Source organism: Sphingomonas sp. MMS24-J13 (genome assembly GCF_044905095.1).
Taxonomy (GTDB): Bacteria; Pseudomonadota; Alphaproteobacteria; order Sphingomonadales; family Sphingomonadaceae; genus Sphingomonas_I.
Genome location: NZ_CP173258.1, coordinates 101,033 through 123,547 on the forward strand (window position 1 = coordinate 101,033; position 22,515 = coordinate 123,547).

The window sequence follows — 22,515 nt, forward strand, 5'->3', positions numbered from 1 at the left end:
ATCGAGATCGCCACCCAGATCGAGCAGCCGCTTGAGGCTGGCGAGATAGGCCGGAACGTCGATCACGATCGGGAAGGGCACCGCGCGGGTGATATTGGCATAGAGGTGCGCCGCATCCGAGGCGAGGATCACCGGCCCGCGCGCGGTCGCGACCTCGACCGCCTGCAGCCCCGCCGTATGGCCGCCGAGATGGTGGACCTTCACCCCCGGCGCGATTTGGGACGTGCCGGCGTGGAAGACGACGCGATCGCCGAACAGCATATGGATCATCTGCGCGACCGGCGCGGCATCGAACGGCGCGCGCACCACCCGCTCGGTCATCGCGCGCCCGGTGCAGAAGGCCATTTCGGCGTCCTGGATATGGAAGCGCGCCTTGGGGAACAGGGGCAGGCTGCCGGCATGATCGAAATGCATGTGGCTGACGATCACGTCCTCCACCGCCGCGATATCGATCCCTGCCTCGGCCAGCCCCTGATCGACCGGGCGGAGCAACGCGCGTCCGCGCCGCGCGGCGGTGGCGGCGTCGAAGCCGGTATCGACCACGATCGGCGCCAGGCCCTCGCGCACGATCGCCCACACATAATAATCGAGCGGCATGTCGGTCGCGTGATCGTCGCCGCCGATGAAGTTCGCCGCGGCCTTGCGCGTATGGTGCCCGTAGCGGATGGCGAGGATGCGGTGGTGGATGTCGCTCACGGCGCGGCCCTGCGGCGCGGATGGGTCTCGATCAAGCCCAGTGCGAGGATGGTTGAGATCACCGCCAACACGCCCATCAGCACCAGCGGCGCATCGAGCCCGAAGCGATCCGCCAACAGCCCGGCGGCCGGTGGCCCGAAGAAGCCACCCAGCACTTCAGCCAGTCCGCCGACCAGCCCGATCGCGGCCCCGAGCGATGAGGCGGGTACGCTCTCGGCCGGGATCGTCGCCATGAAGATCGGGAAGATGCCCGACGCGCTCCACCCGATCAGCAGCAATATGCCGGCCATCAGCGGATCGGGCGGGCCGAAGGCGACCCCCAGCGGGATGATCAGGGCGACCGCGGAGAAGAAGACGACCACCGGCTTACGCCCGATCCGATCGGACAGAGCCGGCAAAGCCAGCCCGAAGATGGCAGAGCTAACGCCGAGCGCACCGATCAGATAGCCCATCGTCTCGGGGGCGAAATGGCGGATCTGGGTGAAATAGAGAGGCAGGAACGCCCAGGCGATCACCATCCACGAGACTTCGCAGATCGCGATGCCCAGGCAGAGCATGACGTTGCGCACGCGCAGCAGCGCCATCTGCGGCATCCCCCCATGCCCTTCCGCCGCGAGCGGACGCGCGACCTTGGGCTCGCGGATGAAGCGCGCCATCAGCAGCGCCATGAGCAGTCCGGGCACGGAGGCGACGTAGAAAGCCGCGCGCCAGCCATGGCTGTCCGCGACGGTGACGAGCAGGACGGGGGCGGCGATCAGCCCGATCAGGCTGGTGATCGTCGCCTGCATCAGCCCGGCATTGAGCCCGCGACGATGCTCGGACGAGGTCGTCGCGAGCAGGGATTGGCTCAGCGGAAACACCGGCCCCTCGGCCAGCCCCATCGCCAGCCGCGCGACCAGCAGGCTGAGGAAACCCTGCGCGAAGCCCGACACCATCGCGGTCAGCGAGAAGAGCAGGACCGCCGCGATCAGAAACGGCTTGCGCCGCCCGGCCCGGTCCGAGATCGCGCCGATCGCATAGCCCGACAGCCCCCAGGTGATCGACAGGCACGCCGCCAGCAGCCCGACCTGCGTGTTACTGAGGCCGAACTCCTTCTGGATGAACGGCATCAGCGTGGTGAGCGCATTGCGGTCGATGAAGACGACACCGAACGTCACCCCGAGCAGGAGGAGGAGACCGTTTTCGTAGGTAAGGAGGGTCGGCCGCCTGCCGCCCACTTCGTCATGCTGAACTTGTTTCAGCATCCACCAAGCCTCACCACAGACAGTGCGGCACGCACGGTGGACCCTGAAACGAGTTCAGGGTGACGGTTGTTTGCGGCAACCTCAGCCTCACTCACCGAAGTGCAGCTTCACCGGCAGACGGGTCGGGCCGTGGCCGACGGTGGTCATCCACGGTTCGGGTTCGCCGGCCTTCTCGATGCTCGTCACCTCGCGCGCGATCGCGCCGAGCAAAGCCTGCGCCTCGATCTGTGCGAGGGTACGGCCGACGCAGGCGTGGACGCCATAGCCCCAGCCGACGCTGTGCTTCAGGTCGCGCTCGACCCGATATTCGTCGGGTGCGTCCCAGAAGCGCGGATCGCGGTTGGCGGCGGCGAACATCAACCCGCAGCGCGTGCCGGCGGGGATCAGATAATCGTCGATCTCGACATCCTGCGCGGTGATCCGCCCGGCCATGCGTGATGGCGAATCCCAGCGCAGGCTCTCGTCAAAGGCGTTGCGGATCAGCTTGGGATTGGCGCGCACCTTGGCATATTCGTCGGGAAACAGGCTCCATGCCTGCAGCGCATTCGCCATGGTGATGTAGGTCGTGTCCGCGCCGGCGGAGAGCACGGTCTGGAGCAGCAACTTGGCTTCGGCTTGGGTGATCTGGCCGCGATCGGCGGCGTCGAACAGCAGCACGCCGATGCCATCCGGATCGAGCGCGCCGCGATCGCAGGTGCGGTCGAGCCAGGCGATGACGGGGGTGAAATCCTCGACCATCGCCTCGTCGAACAGGGCGTTCTGCGGGCCCATCGTCGCCCACACCATGTTGCTGAAGCCGTGCATATGCTCGCGCCCCTCGTCGGGCAGGCCGAGCGCGTCGGGCAGCACCTGGAACACGAAGCGCTGGGTGATTTCGCCGACCGCATCGATCACCTCGCCGTCGCGCGCCTTCAGTTCAGCGACCAGCGCATCGGCCTCGGCATTGAAATGCTCGCGCAACCGATCGAGCACGCGCGGCGAGAGCGCACCGCCGATCACGGTGCGCACGCGCGTGTGCGCCGGCGGATCGTCGGTCAGCAGGATTTCCGGCCGCAGCGAAGTCGGATCATGCCACGGGCGCGAGGTGGACGAGAAGCTCTTCCAGTCCATCAGTCCCTTCGAGACATGCTCGTGCCGGGCGATCATCACCGTGCCGTCGGCGAGCCGCACCGCCGGCGCATGCTCGCGCAACGCATCATCGACCGCGCGCGCCTCGCGCACCGCGTCGTGGGTGAAAATGTCGTACGGATAATCGGGGACGGGCTTGCTCATGCGCTTTCCTCCGCGGCGACGCCGGTGAACTTGCAGTCGGCGCCCTTGCCGGTGATGTAGCCCGCGCTCGGATCGGCGAAGTGGCTGCCGATGACGAGCACGTTGCTGTCCGAATAGCGTTCGACGAAGCCGATCCGCGTGGCGCGCCCGGCCTCCTTGTCGAGATCGAACCGGGCGGTGCGGTGCGGCATCTTGCACTGGATCGGGTGGTGCATCAGGTCCCCGGTGATCACGCCTTCCTCGCCCTGCGAGGAGATGCGGACGTGATAATGGCCGGGCGTGTGGCCGTGGCTCGGCTCGAGCCGGATCTCGGGGGTAACCTGGATGTCCGCCTCGACGATGTCGGCGAGCCCCGCCGCGACGATCGGATCGATCGAGTCGACCAGATGGCGGATGTCATGATCGCCATGGGCGCGGAATTCCTCCCACCCTTCCTTCTCCTTGCGGCCGAACAGATAGCGCGCGTTGGGGAAGGTCGGCACCCATTGGCCGTCCTCGAACATCGTGTTCCAGCCGACATGATCGTGGTGGAGGTGGGTGCACAGCACGATGTCGACATCCTCGCGCTGGATGCCGAGCGAGGCGAGATCCTCCATGAAGCTGGTCTGGAGATTGGAGAACACGTCGAAGCCGCGCTCGCGCCCGTTGCCGATGCAGGTATCGACCATCACGACCTTGTCGGGCGTCTGCACGACGAAGCCCTGGAAGTTCATCCGCTGCTCGCCATCGGGCGAGGCGTAATGCGGGTAGAGCCACTCGGTCGCGATCACCTCCTCGGGCACCGCATCCTCGATCGTCATGTTGATATGATCGTGGAAGTCCCACAATTCGACGATCGTGGTGACGGTGACATCGCCAACCTTCCACGAACGCATATGCTCGACGGCCATATCTCTCTCCCTACGCCGCTTTTTTGCGTGCGACTGATTCCGGTGGCAGCACGGCGGCGGGCAGGGCCGGCCGGCCGAGAATGAAGTCCGCCGCGCGCTCGGCCACCATCACCGTCGGCGCGTTGGTGTTGCCGCCGACGATCGACGGAAAGACCGAGGCATCGGCCACCCGCAACCCCTCGATCCCGTGGACCTTGAGCGTATGCGGATCGGTCACCGCCTGATCGTCCAGCCCCATGCGGCACGTGCTGACCGGATGGTGGACGGTGTAGCCGGTGTTGCGGATATAGTTTTCGAGATCTGCGTCGGCGGTCACAGCCGGCCCCGGCGCGACCTCGACCCCGTGATAATGCGCGAAGGAGGGGGTGGCGAAGACGCGCCGTGCGATCTTGAGCGCGCGCACCAGCGGATCGATGTCGCTCGCTACGCTCAGCAATTGCGGATCGATGAGTGGCGCCGCGCGCGGATCGGGGCTTGCCAAAGTCAGCGTGCCCCGACTCTTGGGGTAGAGCGCGACCGGGCTCAGCGCATAGCCATGGCCGACCGGGAGCGGGAGCTTGGTCGTCAAGCGCTTGGCGGGCTGGAACACGAACTGGACGTCGGGGCGATCGAGCGACGGATCGGTGCGCAGGAAGGCGACCGATTCGAACACATTGCCCGCGAACGGGCCTTTGCGCGCGAACAGATATTGCAGCACGTTCCACATGCCGCGCGGCAGCGCCTTCCACGATACGCCGTAGGAGGTGGCAACGTCGGTCTCCATGTGGAGCGGGGAGGCGACATGGTCGTGATAATTGCGCCCCACGCCCGGCAGATCGTGCGCGACGCCGATGCCCATATCCTGCAGATGCGCACCCGGCCCGATGCCCGACAGCAGCATCAATTGCGGCGACTGGACCGTGCCGGCGGACAATATCACCTCGCCGCGCGCCATCACCCGGCGGCCGTCGACCAGCTCGATGCCGATCGCGCGGCGTCCATCCATCAGGATGCGCGCGGCCCAGGCATCGGTGAGGACGTGCAGGTTAGGGCGCTTCGCTGCCGGCGCGAGCATCGAGCGCGCGGTGCTCTCGCGGATACCGCCCCGGATCAGCCCCTGGCGGAAGCCATAGCCTTCCGAATTGGCGCCGTTGAAATCGGGGCAGAAGCGATATTGCATCGATCCCAGGGCTTCCTGGAATTCGTAGTTGAGCCGGTTGGGATTGCGCACATAGCTTACCCCGATCGGTCCACCCTTGCCGTGGAAGACCGAGGCCGGGAAATCAGCATTATTCTCGCTGCGCGTGAAGTAGGGCAGCACCTCGGCATAAGACCAGCCGGGCGCGCCATTGTCGGACCAGTCGTCGAAGTCCGTCGGATGGCCGCGAAAATAGACCATGCCGTTGATCGATCCCGATCCGCCGAGCACGCGCCCGCGCGGCACGCCGATCCGGCGTCCGTTCATGCCCGGCTGCGGCACGGTCTCGAAGCGCCAGTTGAGCTTCTTGGTGCCGATCGCGGCGGCGACGCCTGCGGGCACCTTGATGAAGGGATGGTTGTCCTTGCCGCCCGCTTCGAGCAGGCAGATCGTACGATTGCTGCCCTCGGCCAGCCGCGCCGCGAGCGCCGCGCCGGCGGTGCCGCCGCCGACGACGACATAATCGAACGTCAACGGATCAGGCATTTTTGCTGTCGCTCCCGGACCCGTTCATGTCGTTACCCTCTCGCGCAGGCGACCAGCCCACGATTTATTTCCGTTTGGGAATAGCGGGGCGGGGGCGGACCGGCTTGATAGGGAGCGAAGTGAGCTTGCCTTCAGGCGAAGGCTTGGCCCGGCGAAAGACCGGGAAGAATGGGAGAGCGCGATGGTGTCCGTGGCACGCAAGATGGCGATCCTGCTCGCGCTGGCGGGGATGCCGTTCGCGGCGCCGGCAATCGTGCAGCCCGCGCCCACGATCGACAGCCTCGCGCGCGATGTCGATCGCGCCGAAAGTCTGCGCGCGGTGAAGAACGTCCAGCGCAGTTGGGCGCAATATTCGCAATTCGGGCTGTGGACCGAACTCGGCAAGCTCTACGCCCGGGACGGCAGGATGCTGTTCGAGGGCCATACGACGATTGGCGGCGATGCGATCGCGGCGTCGCTGCGCAAGATCCATGGCGAGGGCAAGGAAGGCCTGCCGCCGGGCACGCTCCACTCGACCCTGATCGAACAGCCGCTCGCCAATCTCTCCGCCGATGGCGAGCATGCCAAGATACGCTGGTACGGCTTCTTCCTGCAGGGCGACGGCAAGGGCGCGGCGAGCATCCAGGGCGGCGTCTACGAGAACGATTATGTCCGCGAAGGCGGCAAGTGGAAGATCGCACTGAGCCACTTCACCCCGCAATATGCAGGGCCGTACGAAACCGGCTGGAGCAACTGGAAGGGGCAGGATCTGGGCTATGTGCCCTTCCACTTTACCTCCGACGAAACCGGCATCCCGATCCCGCCCGCGACCGGGCCTGCGCCGAAATCGGGCGCGACGCTTGCCTCGCTCCAGAAGCGGATCGCGGCGCTCAACGACGAGGACAAGGTCCGCAACCTGCAGAATGCCTATGGCTATTACGTCAACCGCAAGATGTGGGACGATGTCGTCGATCTTTTCGCCGACGAGAGCGCGATCGAGATCGGCGGGATCGGCGTCTATGACGGCAAGGCCGGCGTTCGGCGCGCGATGGAGCGGATGGGTCCGCAAGGGCTGACCCACGGTCAGCTCAACGATCGACCCCTGTTCGATACGGTCGTGACGATCGCGCCCGGCGGCACCGAAGCGCATGCGCGCGGGATCGAACTGGGCATGCTCGGCGAGGCCGACAAGGGCGGGGGCTATTGGGAAGTCAACGTTTTCGACAACCGTTTCGTCAAGGAAGGCGGCGTCTGGAAGATCCGCGAGATGCGCATCTTCCCGCTGATGCGCACCGATTATTATCAGGGCTGGGGCAAGAGCCGGCTGGTCGAGGCGGCGCCGACCGGCCGCCTTGCGCCCGATCATCCGGTCCCCGCTGCCGATCGCGGCCCGCAGGATCGGCTCATCCCGCATTTCGCCGGGGCGAATCCCGCGACCGGGCAGCCGATCACGACCGCGCCAGCCGGCATGACCCTGGTCGCGACCACGCCGCTTACCGGCGCGATCGCACCCGCTCCCGCCGAACGCCCGGCCTCGCTCGCCGAACTCCGGCGCCGCCTCGCCGTCTCGACCGCGTGGGACGGGGCCGAGAACGTCTCGACCGCCTACGGCATGTATGTCGACGACAGTCAGTGGCGCGACATGGGCGCGATCTTCGGCAAGCATGGCGCCAAGCAGGTGCCGTTCGCGGGCTATTATCTCGGCGTCGAGCGGATCACCAATGCGGTCATCGCCGAATATGGCGAACCCAAGACCACCCCGCGATCGGGCATCCCGTTCCACTGGCGCATCCAGCCGGTGATCAACGTCGCGTCGGACGGCCGATCGGCGAGCGTGCGCACCTACCTGTTCCACCCGAACACGTCGAAATCGCCGACCGGACCGCTGACCGGGCTGTCGGTCGGCATGTATCAGGATCAGATGGTGCTGGAGGACGGCATCTGGCGCATCTGGAACCTGACGTTGGACGAGCCCTATTTCCAGACGGCAGGCTGGAAGGGCGGCTGGTCGGGCGCGAAAGACCGCCCCGGCTACAAGGTGCCCGAACTCCCGATCCTCAAGACCTACCCGCCCGATATCCCGATCGCGATCATGGGCAAGCGCGAGGAGCATTTCCGCGGCGGCAGCGGTGAGACGATCGAATGGCCCGGCATCCTGCCGATGTGGTTTCCATATCGGAACCCGGTGAGCGGCCGCGTGCCCGAACATTACATCACGGATTGCGGCCCGTGCGAGCATGCGCCTGATCTCAGCATGACGAAGCATGGCTACCTGCTCCCGCCGAACTGAATCTCCCCTTCCGCGTGGGTATCCACGAATGTCGACTTTTATGGGAGCCCTTAGGAAGAGGCTGCGTTGATAGAACCAAATTGATCGTTTTTCTTCGTCATGCTGAACTTGTTTCAGCATCCACCGTGCCACACGCGCGGACAGGGCGAATTGCCTGGTGGATGCTGAAACAAGTTCAGCATGACGGGTAGATTACGCAACCGGCTGCGCCCAACCAGCCAAATACGATCGCCCTCTGGTGTCAGGCCCTACCGCTCCGTCCGCGCCAGCAGATCCGCCAGATCGGCCTTCCAGTTCACCGCCCACGTATGCGTGCCATGCCCGTGCGTATCCGCCGTCTCCGGCACCAACCGGAAGCGCGCGTTCGGCATCCGCTTCACCGCCTTTTGCGCATAATCGAAATTGCGCGGGTTGATGAAATCGTCGGCCGAATTGATCCACGTCATCGGCGTCGTGATCGTCTCCAGCTTCGGCCACGGATCGTAGGTGCGTGACGCATCGACCTGGTAGATCAGGTCGTTGGCGTCGAGGCTCGCCATCGCTTGCGTCACCTTGCTGCTCGCGAACGCCGCGGCGCGCTCGCGCTCGGGATAGAGCTTCTGGTAATTGAGCGGCGCGGCGCCGGCGATGAAGAGCATGCTCTCCGCCGTGCGCAGCCCCTGTTGCGGCTCGCTTTTATACTCGCCGCCGGCCCACGCCGGATCATTCTTGATTCCGTCGATCAGCAATTGCCGCCACATGCGGTTGAGCCCGGCCAGTTCGATCGGCTGGCAGGCGAGCGGCATCAGCGCGCGGGCAAAGTCGGGATGGGCCTCGCCCCAGACGAAGCCGTGCATGCACCCCATCGAGGTGCCCATGATCAGCCGCATCGTCCGAATGCCGAGCCCGTCCTTCAACAGGCGATATTGCGCCTCGACCATGTCGGCATAATCGTAGCGGGGGAAGCGCATGCGCAGCCCGTCCGACGGCTTGGACGAGGCGCCGTGGCCGATATTGTCCGGCAGGATGATCCAATATCTGGCGATGTCGAGTGGCTGGCCGGGGCCGTACAATTCATCGGCGAACTGGGGCGAGAGAAACTGCTTTCCCGTTCCGCCCGTGCCATGAAGGACCATCACCGCATTGTCGATCATGCCCGATGCGTCGCGATGGGGCTGGCCCAGGATCGTGTAGTGGATGCGCAGGCTCGGCAGCGTTTCGCCGGTCTTGAACCGGAAGTCGCGGATCGTGAAATCCGCCTCGTGCGTCGGCCATGTTTTGGCGGCGACGGGGGCGGCTGGGCCGGCGAGGGTCGCCTGGGCGGCGAGGAGCGCGAGTGCGAGCAACATGGCGCGCATTCTGCCCGGATCGGGGCGCCCGCGCCAGCAGCAGCACGCGGGCGCCCCTCACATGCAAAGCGCCGCCGCTCCGGTGGAGCGGCGGCGCCATGCTTGCCACTGCGCTTAGCGCTGGAAGGCGGTGCCGAACAGGCGGCTCGGCTTGCGCCAGCCTGGGCGGACGACGATCTGGCCGTCGTCCTTCGCGACGACGGGAGCCTTGTTCCGGGCCGCGATCGGCTGGGCTTCGGGCACGATCTCGCCGCGTTCGATCGCCTGACGCTCGCGCAGGTCGAAGAAGCGGGCATGCGCCAGCCGCTTGCGCAGCGAGTGCGACGGATTGTCCTCGGTCGGCCCGCGATAGGCGGCGCGGACGTGACGGCCGAAGCGCGACAGATCGAAGCCATTGTCGAGGACCATCCGTTCCTCGCCATCGTCCGCGCGAGCCAGAACCGGCGCGGTGGGGGCGGCGGTGACAGTGTCGGCCGCAGCCGCGTAGCTCGGGCTGTAAGCCGGGGCGACGACCGTGGTCTCGGTCGGTTCGGTGGCGAGGATCAGTTCATCCTCGTCCTCCTCGCGGCGGCGGCGACGGCCGAGCAGGAAGGCGCCCGCGCCGAGGACGATCACGCCGAGACCGATCGCACCGCCGACCTCGAGCATCTGGTCATTCTCGTTCTGCACCGAGGTGCGCGTGGTGGCCGTCGTGGCGGCGGCTGGCGGGGTCGCCGGAACCAGCGCCGGGGCTGGCGTCGGTTCGGGCGCCGGAGCAGCCTTCGCGACGGGAGCCGGTGCAGGAGCCGGGGCGGGAGTTGTCGACTTCGTGGTCGAAACCGTGCTGCGCGTCGTGGTGGCGGCATGCTTCACCGACGCGGAGCGCCTGGTGGGCTGGCTTGCGCGCGCGGACGCATCGGCATCGGGCGTATGGATGACGGGCGTGCTGCGCGTTGCCATCGGGGCGGCCACCGGCGCGCTCGGTTCCACCGGGGCAGCCGTCAGGCTGGCGGTAGGCTCGGCGGGCGCCGACGCGTCGGTGGCGGGGGCTGCGGACACGACCGGGGGCGGAGGCGCTGCGATCGTCGGCGCGGACGGATCCGGCGCGGCCTGATCGGCGCTCTGCGCGAAAGCGGCGGTGGAGGACAGAGCCAGAACCGCGGCGATGGCGGTGAGGCTCGAGCGGAGGGGTGTGTGCTGCTGTCTCATGCGCAATAAACCCGCAACATTCGGGTTAGGGCGCGCCGCGAGCGGCAAAGCGTTCCACAATTGCGATCAAATGCTGCGTTAATCTCAAATTCATGCTTGCATGTTGCCCAATTACATCATTCGTTAGTTTCTGAAGGAGCTCGGCGGGGCAAGGAGTACCCTTGCCGTACGGCCTTGCGCCGCTAGGATCATGCTCGAACGCGCCGGTGGTAGAGCGCAGCATGGAGGGGATCGGCGATGTGGAAATTGACCCTGGCTGCGCTTTCAATGCTCGGCCTCAGCCAATCCGCTCTGGCGGGCGATAAATGCGATCGGGCCTGCCTCGAAGGCTTCGTCGATCGCTATATCGCGGCGATGGTCGCGCACGATCCGGCCAAAGTGCCGTGGGCGGCGCGGGCGCGCTTCACCGAGAACGGGCAGGAACTTCGCATCGGCGATGCCTTGTGGGGCACGGCCAGCGCGCCCGGCCGATACAAGCTTTATGCCGCCGATCCGGACATGGGGCAGGTCGGCTTCTACGGCACGATTTTCGAGAATGGCACGCCGGTGCTGCTGGCGCTGCGGCTCAAGATCGAAAACCAGGTCATCAGCGAGGCCGAGACGATCGTCGCCCGGCCGACGCGCGGCAGCCCGATGGGCAATGCCGGCGAAACGCTCGAGAAAAAGGCACCCCGTCCGCAATTCCTGCGCACCGTGCCGATGAAGGAGCGTATGTCGCGCAACGATCTGATCAGGGCCGCCGACAGCTATTTTACCGGGCTCGCCGCCAATGACGGCAAGAACACCGCCGCCTTCGCTGCGTCGTGTTTGCGCTGGGAGAACGGCATTCAGACCAACAGCAACCCCACTCTGATGCCGACGCGGCCCGGTAGTATCAACTTCATCGCGATGGGCTGCGAGGAGCAGCAGAAGAGCGGCTATTTCTCGTTCGTCACCGAGATCCGCAACCGCCGCTATCCGGTGGTCGATGTCGAGCGTGGGCTGGTTTTCTCCTTCGCCTTCTTCGATCATTCGGGCCGGGTGCGCGACATCCACCTCACCAACGGCCAGACCGTTCCGGCCGGCGTCACCGCGCCGACAGCTTGGGAGATTTCGGAATTGTTCGAGGTCGACAAAGGCAGGCTCGACCAGATCGAGGCGGTGCTGAATGCGGTGCCGTACGGGATGATCTCCGACGCGTGGGATCGGAAATAGCGCAAATTCCTCCCCGAGATTTCTCGGGGAGGGAAACCACCGGCGTAGCCGGTGGTGGAGGGGCGGCGGTTGCAAACCGCCGTCTTCGCCGGCGGCCCCTCCATCATTTCTGCGAAATGGTCCCCCTCCCCGGCAAAAGCCGGGGAGAAATTCAAGTCAGTCCAGATGCGACCGCAATGACTCGATCAGCGCGGCATTCACCTTCGTCGGCGTCGCCGCCATGATCGCGGCGTGCCGCGCTTCCATCGCCTCGCGCCACTCGCCGTGGGTGATGACGTAGAGTGTGTTGGTGCGGATTGCGTCCACGATCATCGCGCCGACCTCGTCGGGCTCCATCCACAGGTCCGACACCACGCGTTTCGACAATTTTGCCTCGGATTCGCCGAAGCCGCTGCCGTCACGCAGATGCGCCGGGCGGTTCTGCCCGGTTTCGTGGATGTTGCTCTTGATCGGGCCGGGGCAGAGCACGGTCGTGCCGATTCCGAACTGCGCCAGACCGTCGCGGCTGCTCTCGGTCAGCGCGATCACGGCGGATTTGGCGGTCGCGTAGATCGCCATCGTCGACGGCATCGCCACCGTCCCTGCGAGCGAGGCGGTGTTGACGATATGGCCTTCGCCCCGCCCGCGCATGCGCGGGAAGAAGGTCTGCAGCCCGTTGATGACCCCGCCGAGATTGACGCCGATGCCGAAATCCCAATCGGCGAAGGTCGCCTTCTCGAGCGGGCCCTCCAGCCCGACACCGGCGTTCGAAACGAGGATGTCGACCGACCCGAAATGGGCCTCGGCCTCGTCCGCCGCGGCGGCATAGCCGGCACGATCGGTGACATCGAGGCGGATGCCATGGACGTTGCGCGCCTCCTGCCGCTCGGCGAAATAGTCGAGCGCGTGGTCGAGATGGTCCTGCCGCAGATCCGCCAGCACCACCTTCGCGCCGTTGGCGATCAGCTGGCGGGCGATGCCGAAGCCGATCCCGCTCGCGCCGCCGGTGACAAACGCGACCTTGCCTTCGATCTCCATGCACGCTCTCCGTTCCGATTTTATGCGTGCTTCCTAATCGCCCTTGCTTTGGCGGAAAAGGCGTGCGGTCAGGCGGTCGCCGCGCCGGTGACGCGTTCGGTCCCGATCTGGGCCGCTTCCCCACGCGAATAGGTGCCCACCAGCAGACCGGCCGCCAGGACGTGGCCGGCCATGGCCTTCAGCAATTCGGATCGACCGGGAGTGGCATCCAGATCCGGCCGGCGCGAGAGCGCGAACAACTGGAACACATAATCATGCTGGCCATGCCCGGGCGGCGGATCGGGCGGGAGCCATCCCTCGACGAAACTGCTGCGCCCGACATCGCGCCCATCCGCCTCGCCATCGCCATCGGGCCGGATCGCGCCTTCCGCCAACCGCCCCGCATCGGCGGGCAGGCCCCACACCAAAGCGTGGACCAACGGATTGATCGCCGGCGCGTCGGGATCCTCGACCAGCAAGGCGAGGCTCGCCGTGCCGGGCGGGAGCGGACCCCACACCAAAGGCGGCGACACGCCTTCGCCGTCCGCCGTGAAGCGCTCTGGCAGGCGCGCGTCGAAGGCAAAGGCCGGGCTCATCAGATCGATCGTGGCGTTTTCGATGCGCAGATCGGGATCGACGATCGCGAGCTTGGCGTGGCCCGCGCGGATGTTTCGCATCAACGCACCCAGCCAGGCTGGAACATGTTCGAGCATCTTGGTCTCCTCGGCCCTAACAACCCCCGAACCTCGGCAAATGTCCCCCAGCTTGCAGGGAATTGGCCGCACCGCCTAGGCGGTGTCATGGAGCTCAAGCCCACCCGCCTTCACGCGATCCAGGCCGCCGATCTTTACGGTGATCTGGAGGCAGCGCCGGTCAAGAGCTGGACCGATCCGCTGCCCGGGCTGGCGGTGGCGCTCGCGGCGACCTTGGCGGCAGGCTATCTCTCCGATCACTATGGCGCGCCGCTGACCCTGATGGCGCTGCTGATCGGCCTGGCGCTCAATTTCCTGAGCGCGGACAAGAGGCTGGCGCCGGGGCTCGCGCTTGCCTCGCGCACCTTGCTGCGGTTCGGGATCGTGCTGGTCGGGCTACGCGTGACGCTCGGCCAGATCGTCGGGCTGGGGCCGCTGGCTCTACTCGCCGTGATCCTGATCGCCGCGGCGACGATGGCGACAGGCGTGTTCGTCGCCCGGCGGCTGGGCTTCTCGTCCGCGTTCGGGGTGCTTGGCGGCGGCGCGGTCGCGATCTGCGGCGCGTCGGCGGCGATGGCGTTCGCCAGCCTGCTCGGCGAGCGCAAGATCAACCAGGCCGAACTCGCGCTGACCCTGGTCGGGATATCGGCGCTAAGCGCGTTCGCGATGTTCCTCTATCCGATCATCGCGCACCATATCGGCTTCGACGATACGCAGGCGGGCTTCATGCTCGGCGCTGCGATCCACGATGTCGCCCAGTCGCTCGGCGCGGGTTATTCCTTTTCGCAGGGCGCTGGCCAGACCGCGGCGATCGTCAAGCTGACTCGCGTGGCGTTGCTGGCGCCCGCGATGGCAGTGGTGGCATGGTTCTTCCGGGCCGACACCAAGGGCACCTCCACCCCGGTCCTGCCATGGTTCGTGATCGGCTTCTTCGCGCTGGCGGGGGTCAATTCGACTGGAATCGTACCTGGGGTGGTATCCGATTGGGCGCAGCGGCTGGCGACGGGGATGCTCGCGTGCGCGGTGACGGCGACGGGGATGCGATCGCCGATGAATTCGCTGCTGGGGCAGGGAGCAAAGCCGTTGCTGGTGATCGTGGTCGCGACCGCGGTGGCGCTGGTGCTGGCGACGGGGGCAGCGTTGCTGCTGATCCGCTGAACCCAACTCCGTTCATCCCGAGCGAAGTCGAGGGATGTTGCGCAACGTGTCTCGACTTCGCTCGACACGAACGGCTCCTTGCTTTGGCCGCCTCTATTTCCGCCCGAACAGCTTCTCGATATCGCCATGGCCGAGCTTGATCCAGGTCGGGCGGCCATGGTTGCACTGGCCCGAATGGGGGGTGACCTCCATTTCGCGGAGCAGAGCGTTCATTTCCGCCACCGACAGGATACGGCCCGCGCGGACCGAGCCGTGGCACGCCATCGTCGCGGCGACATGGTCGAGCCGCTCCTTGAGGCTCAGCGCCTCGTCATAGGCGCCGAGTTCGTCGGCGAGATCGGTGACGAGGCCCTGCACCTCGCTCTGGCCGAGCAGAGCGGGGACGGCGCGGACCAGCATCGCCTTGGGGCCGAAGCGTTCGAGCTCCAGCCCGAATTCGGAAAGCTCGGCCGAGCGCGCCTCGAGCCGGTCGCAGGCGGGCTCGTCGAGTTCGACCACTTCGGGCAGGAGCAGGGCCTGCGATCGAACCCCGCCCTCGCCGAGCGCCTTGCGCATCCGCTCGAGCACGAGCCGTTCGTGCGCGGCATGCTGGTCGACCAGGATCAGCCCGTCCTCGGCCTCCGCGACGATGTAGGTTGCGGCGACCTGCCCGCGGGCGACACCGAGCGGGTGGTCGATCGCGGGCGGGATCGGGGCGGTGGCGGCTTCGGCGCGAGCGAGCGGCGGGGCGTAGGCGGCGCGATCTTCGAAGACCGAGTTGGGATTGAGCTCCGCCCCTTCAGAGGAGGGGGAGGCGGTGGGGCGGTAGGGCTGGGGGAAGAGCGAGAGGTTTGAATTGGACGCACGGCCCCACCCCAACCCCTCCCCTGAGGGGGAGGGGTTTTCGGTCTGCCAGGCCCCAAGCGCGGCGACCGATGGCCGCTGGGCGCTTCTATGCCCCGCCGCATCCAGCGCGGCCCGCAGCCCGCCGACGATCAGCCCGCGCACGAGCCCGGCTTCGCGAAACCGCACCTCGGTCTTGGCCGGGTGGACGTTGACGTCGACCTCCTCGCCGGGAATGTCGATGAACAGGGCCAGCACCGGGTGGCGATCGCGCGCCAGCAGATCCTGATAGGCTGCGCGCACGCTGCCGATGAGCAGGCGGTCTTTCACCGGGCGGCCGTTGACGAACAGATATTGGTGGTCGGCCACCCCCCGGCTGAAGGTCGGCAGCCCGGCGACGCCGCCGAGCGTGATGCGCTCGCGGACATGATCGACCGCCACCGAATTGCGCACCAGCTCGCGGTCGATCAATGCCGCGACGCGCTCGGGCCGGCTCTCGCCCGGCTGGACGGCGAGCGAGCGGCGGCCATCATGCTCGAGCGTGAAGCCGATCTCGGGGCGCGCCATGGCGAGGCGGCGGACGATATCGAGGCAGCCGGCATATTCGGCGCGCGCGCTGCGCAGGAACTTGGCGCGCGCCGGCACGCGGGCGAACAGCCCCTCGACCTTGACCCTCGTGCCGGGGGGCAAAGCCGCCGGGCCTTCGGCTGCGACGAGTCCATTGTCGACCGTGCGCAGCCAGCCTTCGCTCCCGCGCACCCGGCTTTCGATCGTCAAGGTGGCGACGCTGGCGATCGAGGGCAGCGCCTCGCCGCGAAAACCGAGCGTCGTGACGCGCTCGATCGCATCGTCGGGCAGCTTGGAGGTGGCGTGGCGTTCGAGCGCGAGCGCCATTTCGGGCGGCGTCATGCCGCAGCCGTCGTCGACCACCTCGATCCCGCCGATACCCCCTTCCCACAGGCGTATCGCGACCCGCGTGGCGCCCGCGTCGATCGCGTTTTCGACCAGTTCCTTGAGCGCCGACGCGGGGCGTTCGACGACCTCGCCCGCAGCGATACGATTGACCAAATGCTCGGGGAGCCGCCGTATTGACATGGATAAGGGTCTAGCCCAAGCGAGCGCCTTCCGCGACCCGGTATCCCCTATATGGTTGACGATTCCCCCCGGTCGCGTGGGCACGGACGGACAGTTGAGATATGGGCTTCATGCGTTGGCTTAAATTCATGTCGCAGGACATGGCGATCGACCTCGGCACGGCGAACACGCTGGTTTACGTGCGCGGGCGCGGCATCGTGCTGGACGAGCCGTCGGTGGTCGCGATCGAGACGATCAACGGGGTGAAGAAGGTCCGTGCGGTCGGCGACGATGCCAAGATGATGATGGGCAAGACGCCCGAGCATATGGAGGTCATCCGTCCGCTGCGGGACGGCGTGATCGCCGACATCGACATCGCCGAGGACATGATCAAGCATTTCATCCGCAAGGTGCATGGCGGCAAGAAGCGCCCCTTCACCTGGCCGGAGATCATCATCTGCGTGCCGTCGGGATCGACCAAGGTCGAGCGCCGCGCGATCCGCGATGCCGCCTCCAATGCCGGCGCCAGCCAGGTCTTCCTGATCGAGGAGCCGATGGCGGCCGCGATCGGGGCCGACATGCCGGTGACCGAGCCGATCGGATCGATGGTGGTCGATATCGGCGGCGGCACGACCGAAGTCGCGGTGCTGTCGCTGCGCGGTCTCGCCTACACCACCAGCGTGCGCGTCGGCGGCGACAAGATGGACGAGGCGATCGTCTCGTTCGTGCGGCGCACGCACAATCTGCTGATCGGGGAATCGACCGCCGAGCGGATCAAGCAGCAGCATGGCACGGCGCGGATGCCTGCCGATGGCATCGGCGAGCGGATCCTGATCAAGGGGCGCGATCTGGTCAACGGTGTGCCTAAGGAGATCGAGATCACCCAGGCGCAGATCGCCGAGGCGCTGAGCGAGCCGGTCTCGGCGATCGTCGAGGGTGTGCGCATCGCACTCGAGAATACCGCGCCCGAACTGGCCGCCGATATCGTCGATCAGGGCATCGTGCTCACCGGCGGCGGCGCGTTGCTCCAGGGAATCGACGAGATGTTGCGTCAGGCCACCGGGCTTCCGGTCACGGTCGCGGACAATCCGCTCACCTGCGTCGCGCTCGGTACCGGGCGCGCGCTGGAGGATCCGATGTTCCGCGGCGTGCTGCATACGGCGTAAGGCCGGGAAAGGGGGGCTCGGCCCATGGCCCCGCCGCGCCATCGCGACCGCGGTTTCTCGCGGCGCATCCAATATGGTCTGTTCTTCGGCTATGTCGCCGCCGCGGTCGGGATCGTCGTCGGTCTCGCGCTGATCCTGATCGCGCGCTTCTATCCGCTCGCCTTCGAAGGCGTGCGCGGCGCGGCGCTGGATGCGTCGACCCCGGTCGCGATCCTCGGCCGCCCGATCGCGCGCGGCGCCGACGATATCGGCGGCGAGATCGGCGCCTATTTCAACGCCGCCAGCCAGAATCGGAACCTGAAGGCGCAGCTGGCGGCGGCGCAGCGCGAGCTGATCGACAGCCGCCGGCTGGCGTTCGAGAATGCGCGGCTGATCCGCCTGCTCAAGCTGATGGAGGCGGGGAGCCGGCCGGTCGTATCGGCACGGATCGTCGGATCGGGGCTGTCGGGCAGCCGCCGCTTCGCGACGCTCGCAGCGGGCAGCAGCGACGGCGCCCACCCCGGCATGCCGGTGCGGGCCGCCGAGGGACTGGTCGGGCGCATCGCCGAGACCGGCAGCCATGCCGCGCGCGTCGTGCTGCTCACCGATGGCGGCTCTTCGGTGCCGCTGCGGATCGTCCGCACCGGCGAACCCGCGCTGGCCGAAGGCCGAGGCGACGGCACGATCGAGGTCCACGCCACGATCGCCGGCACCCAGCATTTCCGCCGCGGGGACCTGCTCGTCACCTCCGGCGTGGGCGGCGTGTTCCCGCCCGATCTGCCGGTCGCGGTGGTGACCTCGATCAGTGGCGAGATCGCGCGTGCGCAGCCGCTCGCCGATCCGGCGAAGCTCGATTTCGCGATGGTGCTGCCGATCGCCGCCTCGCCCCCACCGCTCGCCTTGCCGGCGGGACGGCCGCGCTGATGGCGGTCGCCGATCCCGATCTGCTGGCACGGCGCCGCTCGGCGCGATTGTGGGTCGTGCCGGTCGTCTCGACGATCGCGGGCTCATGCGTCGGGCTGCTGCCGGTCGTCGCCACCGCGCCGACTCTGCCCTCGTTCGGGCTGCTGATGGCGCTCGGCTGGCGGCTGCTGCGGCCGGAAATGTGGGCGCCGTGGATGGCGCTGCTGCTGGGGCTTGCCGACGACCTGATCGGCGGCGCCCCGCTCGGCACCGCCGCCACGCTCTGGACGATCGCCTTCCTCGGGTTCGACATCGTCGATGCGCAGTCGATGTGGCGCGATTACTGGCTGGACTGGTGGCTGGCGAGCATCGCCATCCTGGTGTGCGGGCTGGGCGACTGGCTGATTGTCGGCTTCGTCGGGGGTCGCGCCGCGCCGGTGTGGGCGATCCTGCCGACGCTCGCGATCGGGATCATCGCCTTTCCGGCCGTGGCGTGGATCTGCACCCGGCTCGATCGCTGGCGACTGAAACGATGAGGCAATTGTTCGGGCGGCGGATCGTCACCGAGCAGGCGCTGGCCTACAGCTTCACGCGCCGCGCGATCCTGCTCGGCGGCGCGCAATTGGGCGTCGCCGGGCTCCTGTTCGGGCGGATGGCGTGGCTCGCGATCGCGCAGAAGGACAAATATGACCGGCTGGCCGAGAGCAACCGCGTCCAGAGCCAGATCCTGCCGCCGCGGCGGGGCTGGATCGTCGATCGCCACGGCAAGCCGATCGCGGTCAACCGGCCGAGCTTCCGCGTCGATCTGATCCCCGATCGCCTGCAGGATCCCGATCAGGCGATCGACGAGCTGCGCCAGATCCTCTCGCTCAGCCATGACGACGTGAAGCGCATCAAGGATGCGCTCGACAAGGCGCCCGGCTATCAGCCGGTGCCGGTGATCGAGGGGCTCGATTACGAGCGCTTCGCCCGCGTCACGCTGCGCCAGGCCGAACTGCCCGGGGTCGCGCCGACGAGCGGCTTCTCGCGTTATTACCCGCAGGGCGCCGCCGTCGGCCATCTGGTCGGTTATGTCGGCCCGGCATCGGCCGACGAATATCAGAAGACCCACGATCCCTTGCTGATCACGCCCGGCTTCAAGGTCGGCAAGGAAGGGCTCGAAAAGACGATGGAGGCGCGGCTGCGCGGCCAGCCCGGCGCCAAGCGCACCGAGGTGACCGCGCACGGCAAGCTCGTCGCCGACCTGACGACCCGGCCCGAGAAGATGGGCGGCACGCTGCCGCTCACGATCGACGCCGGGCTGCAGGAATATGCGGCGCGGCGGTTGGGGCCCAACAGCGGATCGGTGTCGGTGATCGACGTCCAGACCGGCGGGCTGCTGGCGATGTGCTCGATGCCGTCCTACGATCCGAACATCTTCTCCGACGGGATCAGCACCAGCGAATGGGCGATGCTCTCGGCCAACGATCATCTGCCGCTGATGAACAAGACCGTCCAGGCGCTCTATCCGCCCGGATCGACGGTCAAGCCGATGATGGCGCTGGCGCTCCAGCAATGGGGGGTCGATCCGGCCGAGCAGGTCCATTGCAGCGGCGCCTATCGCGTCGGCAACGGTTTGTTCCACTGCTGGCGCCATTCGGGTCATGGGCCGATCGACATGCACCGCGCGATCCAGCAGAGCTGCGACGTCTATTTCTACACGATGGGCCGGCGCATCGGCATCGACAAGATCGCCCCGATGGCGCGCGCGCTGGGGCTGGGCGAGAAGTTCGATCTGCCGCTGCCGATGCAACGCTACGGCACCGTGCCCGATAGCGCGTGGAAGCTGCGCCATTACAAATCCGCCTGGTCGACCGCCGATACGGTCAACGCCTCGATCGGGCAGGGTTATGTGCTGATCAACCCGCTCCAGCTGGCGGTGATGGCGGCGCGGATCGCCACCGGAAGCACGCTGGCCCCGCAGCTGATCGGCGGCCGCGCCGCGCGCAATGCGCCGTCGCTCAACATCCCGCCAAGCCATATGGCGGTGGTCCATGGCGGCATGCGCGACGTGATCAATTCGGGCGGCGCGGGCACCGCCGCCAGCGCGCGGCTTCAGGTCCCCGGCGTCGAGATGGCGGGCAAGACCGGCAGCGCGCAGGTGCGCCGCATCTCGATGGCGGATCGCCGCGCCGGGCGCACCAGCAGCGAGGCGCTCGCCTGGAAATTCCGCGATCATGGCCATTTCATCGGCTTCGCCCCGGTCGAGCAGCCGCTTTACGCGGTTTCGGTCACGCTGGAGCATGGCAATCACGGCGCCGCCGCGGCGCAGGTGGCGCGCGACGTGCTCACTTATCTGTTCGCCCCCGATCGCGCGATGGCGACGCTCGCGACGATGGAGCAGGGTTGGGGCGGCGATATCGCGACGCGGATGGCGGCCGATGTGCGCCACTGGCAGGAGGCGCAGGCGCCGGCTCCGGCGCCGATCGACACGGTCGACGACAGCGCGCCCGGCAACGGCCAGGATGGGGACGTACCCGAATGAGCGACCGCTCGCTGGTCCCGGCCGCCCTGGCGCGCATCCCGTGGGGGCTGCTGCTGCTCGTGATCGGGCTGACCGGCTTCGGCCTGGTGGTGCTCTATTCGGCCGCGGGCGGAAAGCTCATGCCGTGGGCGCTGCCACAGGGGATCCGCTTTGCGGGCTTCCTCGGCGGGGCGCTCGTCCTGTCGCGCATTTCGGAGGATCAGCTCAAGGCGGTGTCGCTGTGGGCCTATGTCATCCTCGTCATCATGCTGGTGGGGGTCGAGGGGCTGGGCGTGGTCGGCGGCGGCAGCCGGCGCTGGCTCGATCTCAAGATCATCCGGCTGCAGCCGTCCGAACTGATGAAGCCCGCGATCGTGCTGGTGCTGGCACGCTTCTATTCGATCCTGCCCGCGGCCGAGATTCGCGGCCTCTCCGCGATCTGGCCGGCGGCCCTGCTGGTGGGCGTGCCGTTCGCGCTCGTGCTGGTCCAGCCCGATCTCGGCACCGCGCTGATGATCGCCTTCGGCGGCGTCGCGACCATGTTCCTGGCGGGCGTGCCGGTGCGGCTGTTCGCGGTGGGGATCGCGGCGGCGATGGCCCTGACCCCGGTGGCGCTCCATTTCATGCACGATTACCAGCGCAACCGGATCGAGATCTTCCTCAATCCGGAGAGCGATCCGCTCGGCACCGGCTATCACATCATCCAGTCGAAGATCGCGATCGGATCGGGCGGGGTGGCCGGCAAGGGCTTCCTCCAGGGCACGCAGAGCCATCTCGATTACCTGCCCGAGGGGCACACCGATTTCGCCTTCGCGACGATGGCGGAGGAGTGGGGGCTGATCGGCGGCGGCGGGATCATCCTGGCCTATGTGTGCATCATCGGCTGGGGCATGAACGTGGCCTTCCGCGCGCCGACCCGCTTCGGCCGCATCGCCGCCGCGGGGCTTTCGACCACGATCTTCTTCTATGTCGCGATCAACCTGCTGATGGTGATGGGGCTGGCGCCCGTGGTGGGCATCCCGCTGCCGTTGGTGTCGTTCGGCGGATCGGCGATGATGACGGTGCTGATCTGCCTGGGCTTCCTGATGGCGATCGATCGCCAGCGGATGCGGCAGCGGTATCGGTAGGGGCGATTCGTCACCCCCGCCTCCGAGCCGGGGTCCCGCTATCCTTCCAGCGGCACAAAAGAAGCGGGCCCCCGGCTCAAAAGCCGGGGTGACGGGTAGGTGCAAGACCATGCCCGATCCGATCTACACCCAAAACCCGTTTTGGGTGTTTACACGGCGAGCACCCCTTGCTAACGGGCCGCCTCCCAGCGGTTACCACCCGCTACGCCCACCAGGCAACGGACGCATAGCTCAGTTGGTAGAGCAGCTGACTCTTAATCAGCGGGTCCTAGGTTCGAGCCCTAGTGCGTCCACCACCTTTTCAATGACTTAGCAGTGGAAAATGCACGTCGTTGGACGCCAAGGTAGCGC

Annotated in this window: 17 protein-coding genes, 1 tRNA gene and 1 pseudogene; 9 read left to right on the top strand and 10 right to left on the bottom strand. The window is 67.2% G+C overall.

Annotated elements, in window-relative coordinates; genetic code table 11:
• Positions 1–42: 42 nt before the first annotated feature.
• From AB4Z44_RS00505 to AB4Z44_RS00525, 5 genes and pseudogenes are all read right to left on the bottom strand, one after another.
• Positions 43–597 (bottom strand): annotated as a pseudogene (locus tag AB4Z44_RS00505) (N-acyl homoserine lactonase family protein); the annotation flags it as partial.
• 95 nt (positions 598–692) lie between these two features.
• Positions 693–1,940, bottom strand: a complete 1,248-nt coding sequence (locus AB4Z44_RS00510; RefSeq protein ID WP_404712138.1) for an MFS transporter — start codon at positions 1,938–1,940, stop codon at positions 693–695.
• Positions 1,941–2,027: 87 nt separating this feature from the next.
• Positions 2,028–3,212 carry a cytochrome P450 gene (locus tag AB4Z44_RS00515; protein ID WP_404712139.1) on the bottom strand — a complete coding sequence of 395 codons (1,185 nt, stop codon included), beginning with the start codon at positions 3,210–3,212 and terminating at the stop codon, positions 2,028–2,030.
• Positions 3,209–4,102: an MBL fold metallo-hydrolase gene (locus tag AB4Z44_RS00520; protein WP_404712140.1), complete on the bottom strand. Its 894-nt coding sequence runs from the start codon at positions 4,100–4,102 to the stop codon at positions 3,209–3,211. The genes AB4Z44_RS00515 and AB4Z44_RS00520 overlap by 4 nt, the downstream gene beginning before the upstream one ends.
• 10 nt (positions 4,103–4,112) lie before the next feature.
• The gene (locus AB4Z44_RS00525) at positions 4,113–5,765 is read right to left on the bottom strand and encodes a GMC family oxidoreductase (protein WP_404712141.1); all 1,653 of its coding nucleotides are present in this window, start codon (positions 5,763–5,765) and stop codon (positions 4,113–4,115) included.
• Between the two features lie 181 nt (positions 5,766–5,946).
• Here AB4Z44_RS00525 and AB4Z44_RS00530 point away from each other — a divergent pair, with 181 nt between their 5' ends.
• Positions 5,947–8,034 (top strand): nuclear transport factor 2 family protein, encoded by a 2,088-nt coding sequence (locus tag AB4Z44_RS00530; RefSeq protein ID WP_404712142.1) that lies wholly within the window; start codon positions 5,947–5,949, stop codon positions 8,032–8,034.
• 248 nt (positions 8,035–8,282) lie between these two features.
• Here the strand turns inward: AB4Z44_RS00530 and AB4Z44_RS00535 are convergent, their stop codons facing one another.
• Both AB4Z44_RS00535 and AB4Z44_RS00540 read right to left on the bottom strand, forming a co-directional pair.
• A complete protein-coding gene (locus AB4Z44_RS00535) occupies positions 8,283–9,362 on the bottom strand; it encodes an alpha/beta fold hydrolase (RefSeq protein ID WP_404712143.1) in 1,080 nt (359 codons plus the stop codon).
• 114 nt (positions 9,363–9,476) lie between these two features.
• A complete protein-coding gene (locus AB4Z44_RS00540; RefSeq protein ID WP_404712144.1) occupies positions 9,477–10,550 on the bottom strand; it encodes a hypothetical protein in 1,074 nt (357 codons plus the stop codon).
• A 237-nt stretch (positions 10,551–10,787) separates the two neighbouring features.
• Between AB4Z44_RS00540 and AB4Z44_RS00545 the strand changes: the two genes are divergently transcribed.
• Complete coding sequence (locus AB4Z44_RS00545) at positions 10,788–11,744, top strand: hypothetical protein (protein WP_404712145.1); 957 nt, start codon at positions 10,788–10,790, stop codon at positions 11,742–11,744.
• Between the two features lie 156 nt (positions 11,745–11,900).
• On the opposite strand, the gene AB4Z44_RS00550 is transcribed toward AB4Z44_RS00545, so the two are convergent.
• On the bottom strand, positions 11,901–12,761 hold the full coding sequence (locus tag AB4Z44_RS00550; protein ID WP_404712146.1) for an SDR family NAD(P)-dependent oxidoreductase: 861 nt from the start codon (positions 12,759–12,761) through the stop codon (positions 11,901–11,903).
• A 68-nt stretch (positions 12,762–12,829) separates the two neighbouring features.
• Complete coding sequence (locus AB4Z44_RS00555) at positions 12,830–13,453, bottom strand: YbhB/YbcL family Raf kinase inhibitor-like protein (protein WP_404712147.1); 624 nt, start codon at positions 13,451–13,453, stop codon at positions 12,830–12,832.
• 87 nt (positions 13,454–13,540) lie between these two features.
• Between AB4Z44_RS00555 and AB4Z44_RS00560 the strand changes: the two genes are divergently transcribed.
• On the top strand, positions 13,541–14,590 hold the full coding sequence (locus tag AB4Z44_RS00560) for a YeiH family protein (protein WP_404712148.1): 1,050 nt from the start codon (positions 13,541–13,543) through the stop codon (positions 14,588–14,590).
• A gap of 93 nt (positions 14,591–14,683) precedes the next feature.
• On the opposite strand, the gene mutL is transcribed toward AB4Z44_RS00560, so the two are convergent.
• Complete coding sequence (mutL, locus tag AB4Z44_RS00565) at positions 14,684–16,507, bottom strand: DNA mismatch repair endonuclease MutL (RefSeq protein ID WP_404712149.1); 1,824 nt, start codon at positions 16,505–16,507, stop codon at positions 14,684–14,686.
• 101 nt (positions 16,508–16,608) lie between these two features.
• Between mutL and AB4Z44_RS00570 the strand changes: the two genes are divergently transcribed.
• The 6 genes from AB4Z44_RS00570 to AB4Z44_RS00595 all read left to right on the top strand — a co-directional run bounded on the left by AB4Z44_RS00570 (position 16,609) and on the right by AB4Z44_RS00595 (position 22,460).
• A complete protein-coding gene (locus AB4Z44_RS00570; protein WP_404712150.1) occupies positions 16,609–17,652 on the top strand; it encodes a rod shape-determining protein in 1,044 nt (347 codons plus the stop codon).
• A gap of 24 nt (positions 17,653–17,676) precedes the next feature.
• Entirely contained in the window at positions 17,677–18,555 is an 879-nt protein-coding gene (gene mreC, locus AB4Z44_RS00575; RefSeq protein ID WP_404712151.1) for a rod shape-determining protein MreC, read from the top strand.
• Entirely contained in the window at positions 18,555–19,070 is a 516-nt protein-coding gene (locus AB4Z44_RS00580; protein ID WP_404712152.1) for a rod shape-determining protein MreD, read from the top strand. Before mreC ends, AB4Z44_RS00580 begins: the two co-directional genes overlap by 1 nt.
• On the top strand, positions 19,067–21,058 hold the full coding sequence (mrdA, locus tag AB4Z44_RS00585; protein ID WP_404712153.1) for a penicillin-binding protein 2: 1,992 nt from the start codon (positions 19,067–19,069) through the stop codon (positions 21,056–21,058). The genes AB4Z44_RS00580 and mrdA overlap by 4 nt, the downstream gene beginning before the upstream one ends.
• On the top strand, positions 21,055–22,164 hold the full coding sequence (gene rodA / locus AB4Z44_RS00590) for a rod shape-determining protein RodA (protein WP_404712154.1): 1,110 nt from the start codon (positions 21,055–21,057) through the stop codon (positions 22,162–22,164). Before mrdA ends, rodA begins: the two co-directional genes overlap by 4 nt.
• A gap of 220 nt (positions 22,165–22,384) precedes the next feature.
• Positions 22,385–22,460, top strand: a tRNA-Lys gene (locus tag AB4Z44_RS00595).
• Positions 22,461–22,515 lie beyond the last annotated feature (55 nt).

What these genes read in the sequence shown, in the direction of transcription:
- AB4Z44_RS00515 (WP_404712139.1), bottom strand. Translation starts at nt 3,212, where the DNA reads ATGAGCAAGCCCGTCCCCGATTATCCGTACGACATTTTCACCCACGAC.
- AB4Z44_RS00525 (WP_404712141.1), bottom strand. Translation starts at nt 5,765, where the DNA reads ATGCCTGATCCGTTGACGTTCGATTATGTCGTCGTCGGCGGCGGCACC.
- mutL (WP_404712149.1), bottom strand. Translation starts at nt 16,507, where the DNA reads ATGTCAATACGGCGGCTCCCCGAGCATTTGGTCAATCGTATCGCTGCG.
- AB4Z44_RS00545 (WP_404712145.1), top strand. Translation starts at nt 10,788, where the DNA reads ATGTGGAAATTGACCCTGGCTGCGCTTTCAATGCTCGGCCTCAGCCAA.
- AB4Z44_RS00555 (WP_404712147.1), bottom strand. Translation starts at nt 13,453, where the DNA reads ATGCTCGAACATGTTCCAGCCTGGCTGGGTGCGTTGATGCGAAACATC.
- mreC (WP_404712151.1), top strand. Translation starts at nt 17,677, where the DNA reads ATGGCCCCGCCGCGCCATCGCGACCGCGGTTTCTCGCGGCGCATCCAA.
- AB4Z44_RS00560 (WP_404712148.1), top strand. Translation starts at nt 13,541, where the DNA reads ATGGAGCTCAAGCCCACCCGCCTTCACGCGATCCAGGCCGCCGATCTT.
- AB4Z44_RS00535 (WP_404712143.1), bottom strand. Translation starts at nt 9,362, where the DNA reads ATGTTGCTCGCACTCGCGCTCCTCGCCGCCCAGGCGACCCTCGCCGGC.
- AB4Z44_RS00520 (WP_404712140.1), bottom strand. Translation starts at nt 4,102, where the DNA reads ATGGCCGTCGAGCATATGCGTTCGTGGAAGGTTGGCGATGTCACCGTC.
- AB4Z44_RS00530 (WP_404712142.1), top strand. Translation starts at nt 5,947, where the DNA reads ATGGTGTCCGTGGCACGCAAGATGGCGATCCTGCTCGCGCTGGCGGGG.
- AB4Z44_RS00550 (WP_404712146.1), bottom strand. Translation starts at nt 12,761, where the DNA reads ATGGAGATCGAAGGCAAGGTCGCGTTTGTCACCGGCGGCGCGAGCGGG.
- AB4Z44_RS00510 (WP_404712138.1), bottom strand. Translation starts at nt 1,940, where the DNA reads ATGCTGAAACAAGTTCAGCATGACGAAGTGGGCGGCAGGCGGCCGACC.
- AB4Z44_RS00580 (WP_404712152.1), top strand. Translation starts at nt 18,555, where the DNA reads ATGGCGGTCGCCGATCCCGATCTGCTGGCACGGCGCCGCTCGGCGCGA.
- rodA (WP_404712154.1), top strand. Translation starts at nt 21,055, where the DNA reads ATGAGCGACCGCTCGCTGGTCCCGGCCGCCCTGGCGCGCATCCCGTGG.
- mrdA (WP_404712153.1), top strand. Translation starts at nt 19,067, where the DNA reads ATGAGGCAATTGTTCGGGCGGCGGATCGTCACCGAGCAGGCGCTGGCC.
- AB4Z44_RS00540 (WP_404712144.1), bottom strand. Translation starts at nt 10,550, where the DNA reads ATGAGACAGCAGCACACACCCCTCCGCTCGAGCCTCACCGCCATCGCC.
- AB4Z44_RS00570 (WP_404712150.1), top strand. Translation starts at nt 16,609, where the DNA reads ATGGGCTTCATGCGTTGGCTTAAATTCATGTCGCAGGACATGGCGATC.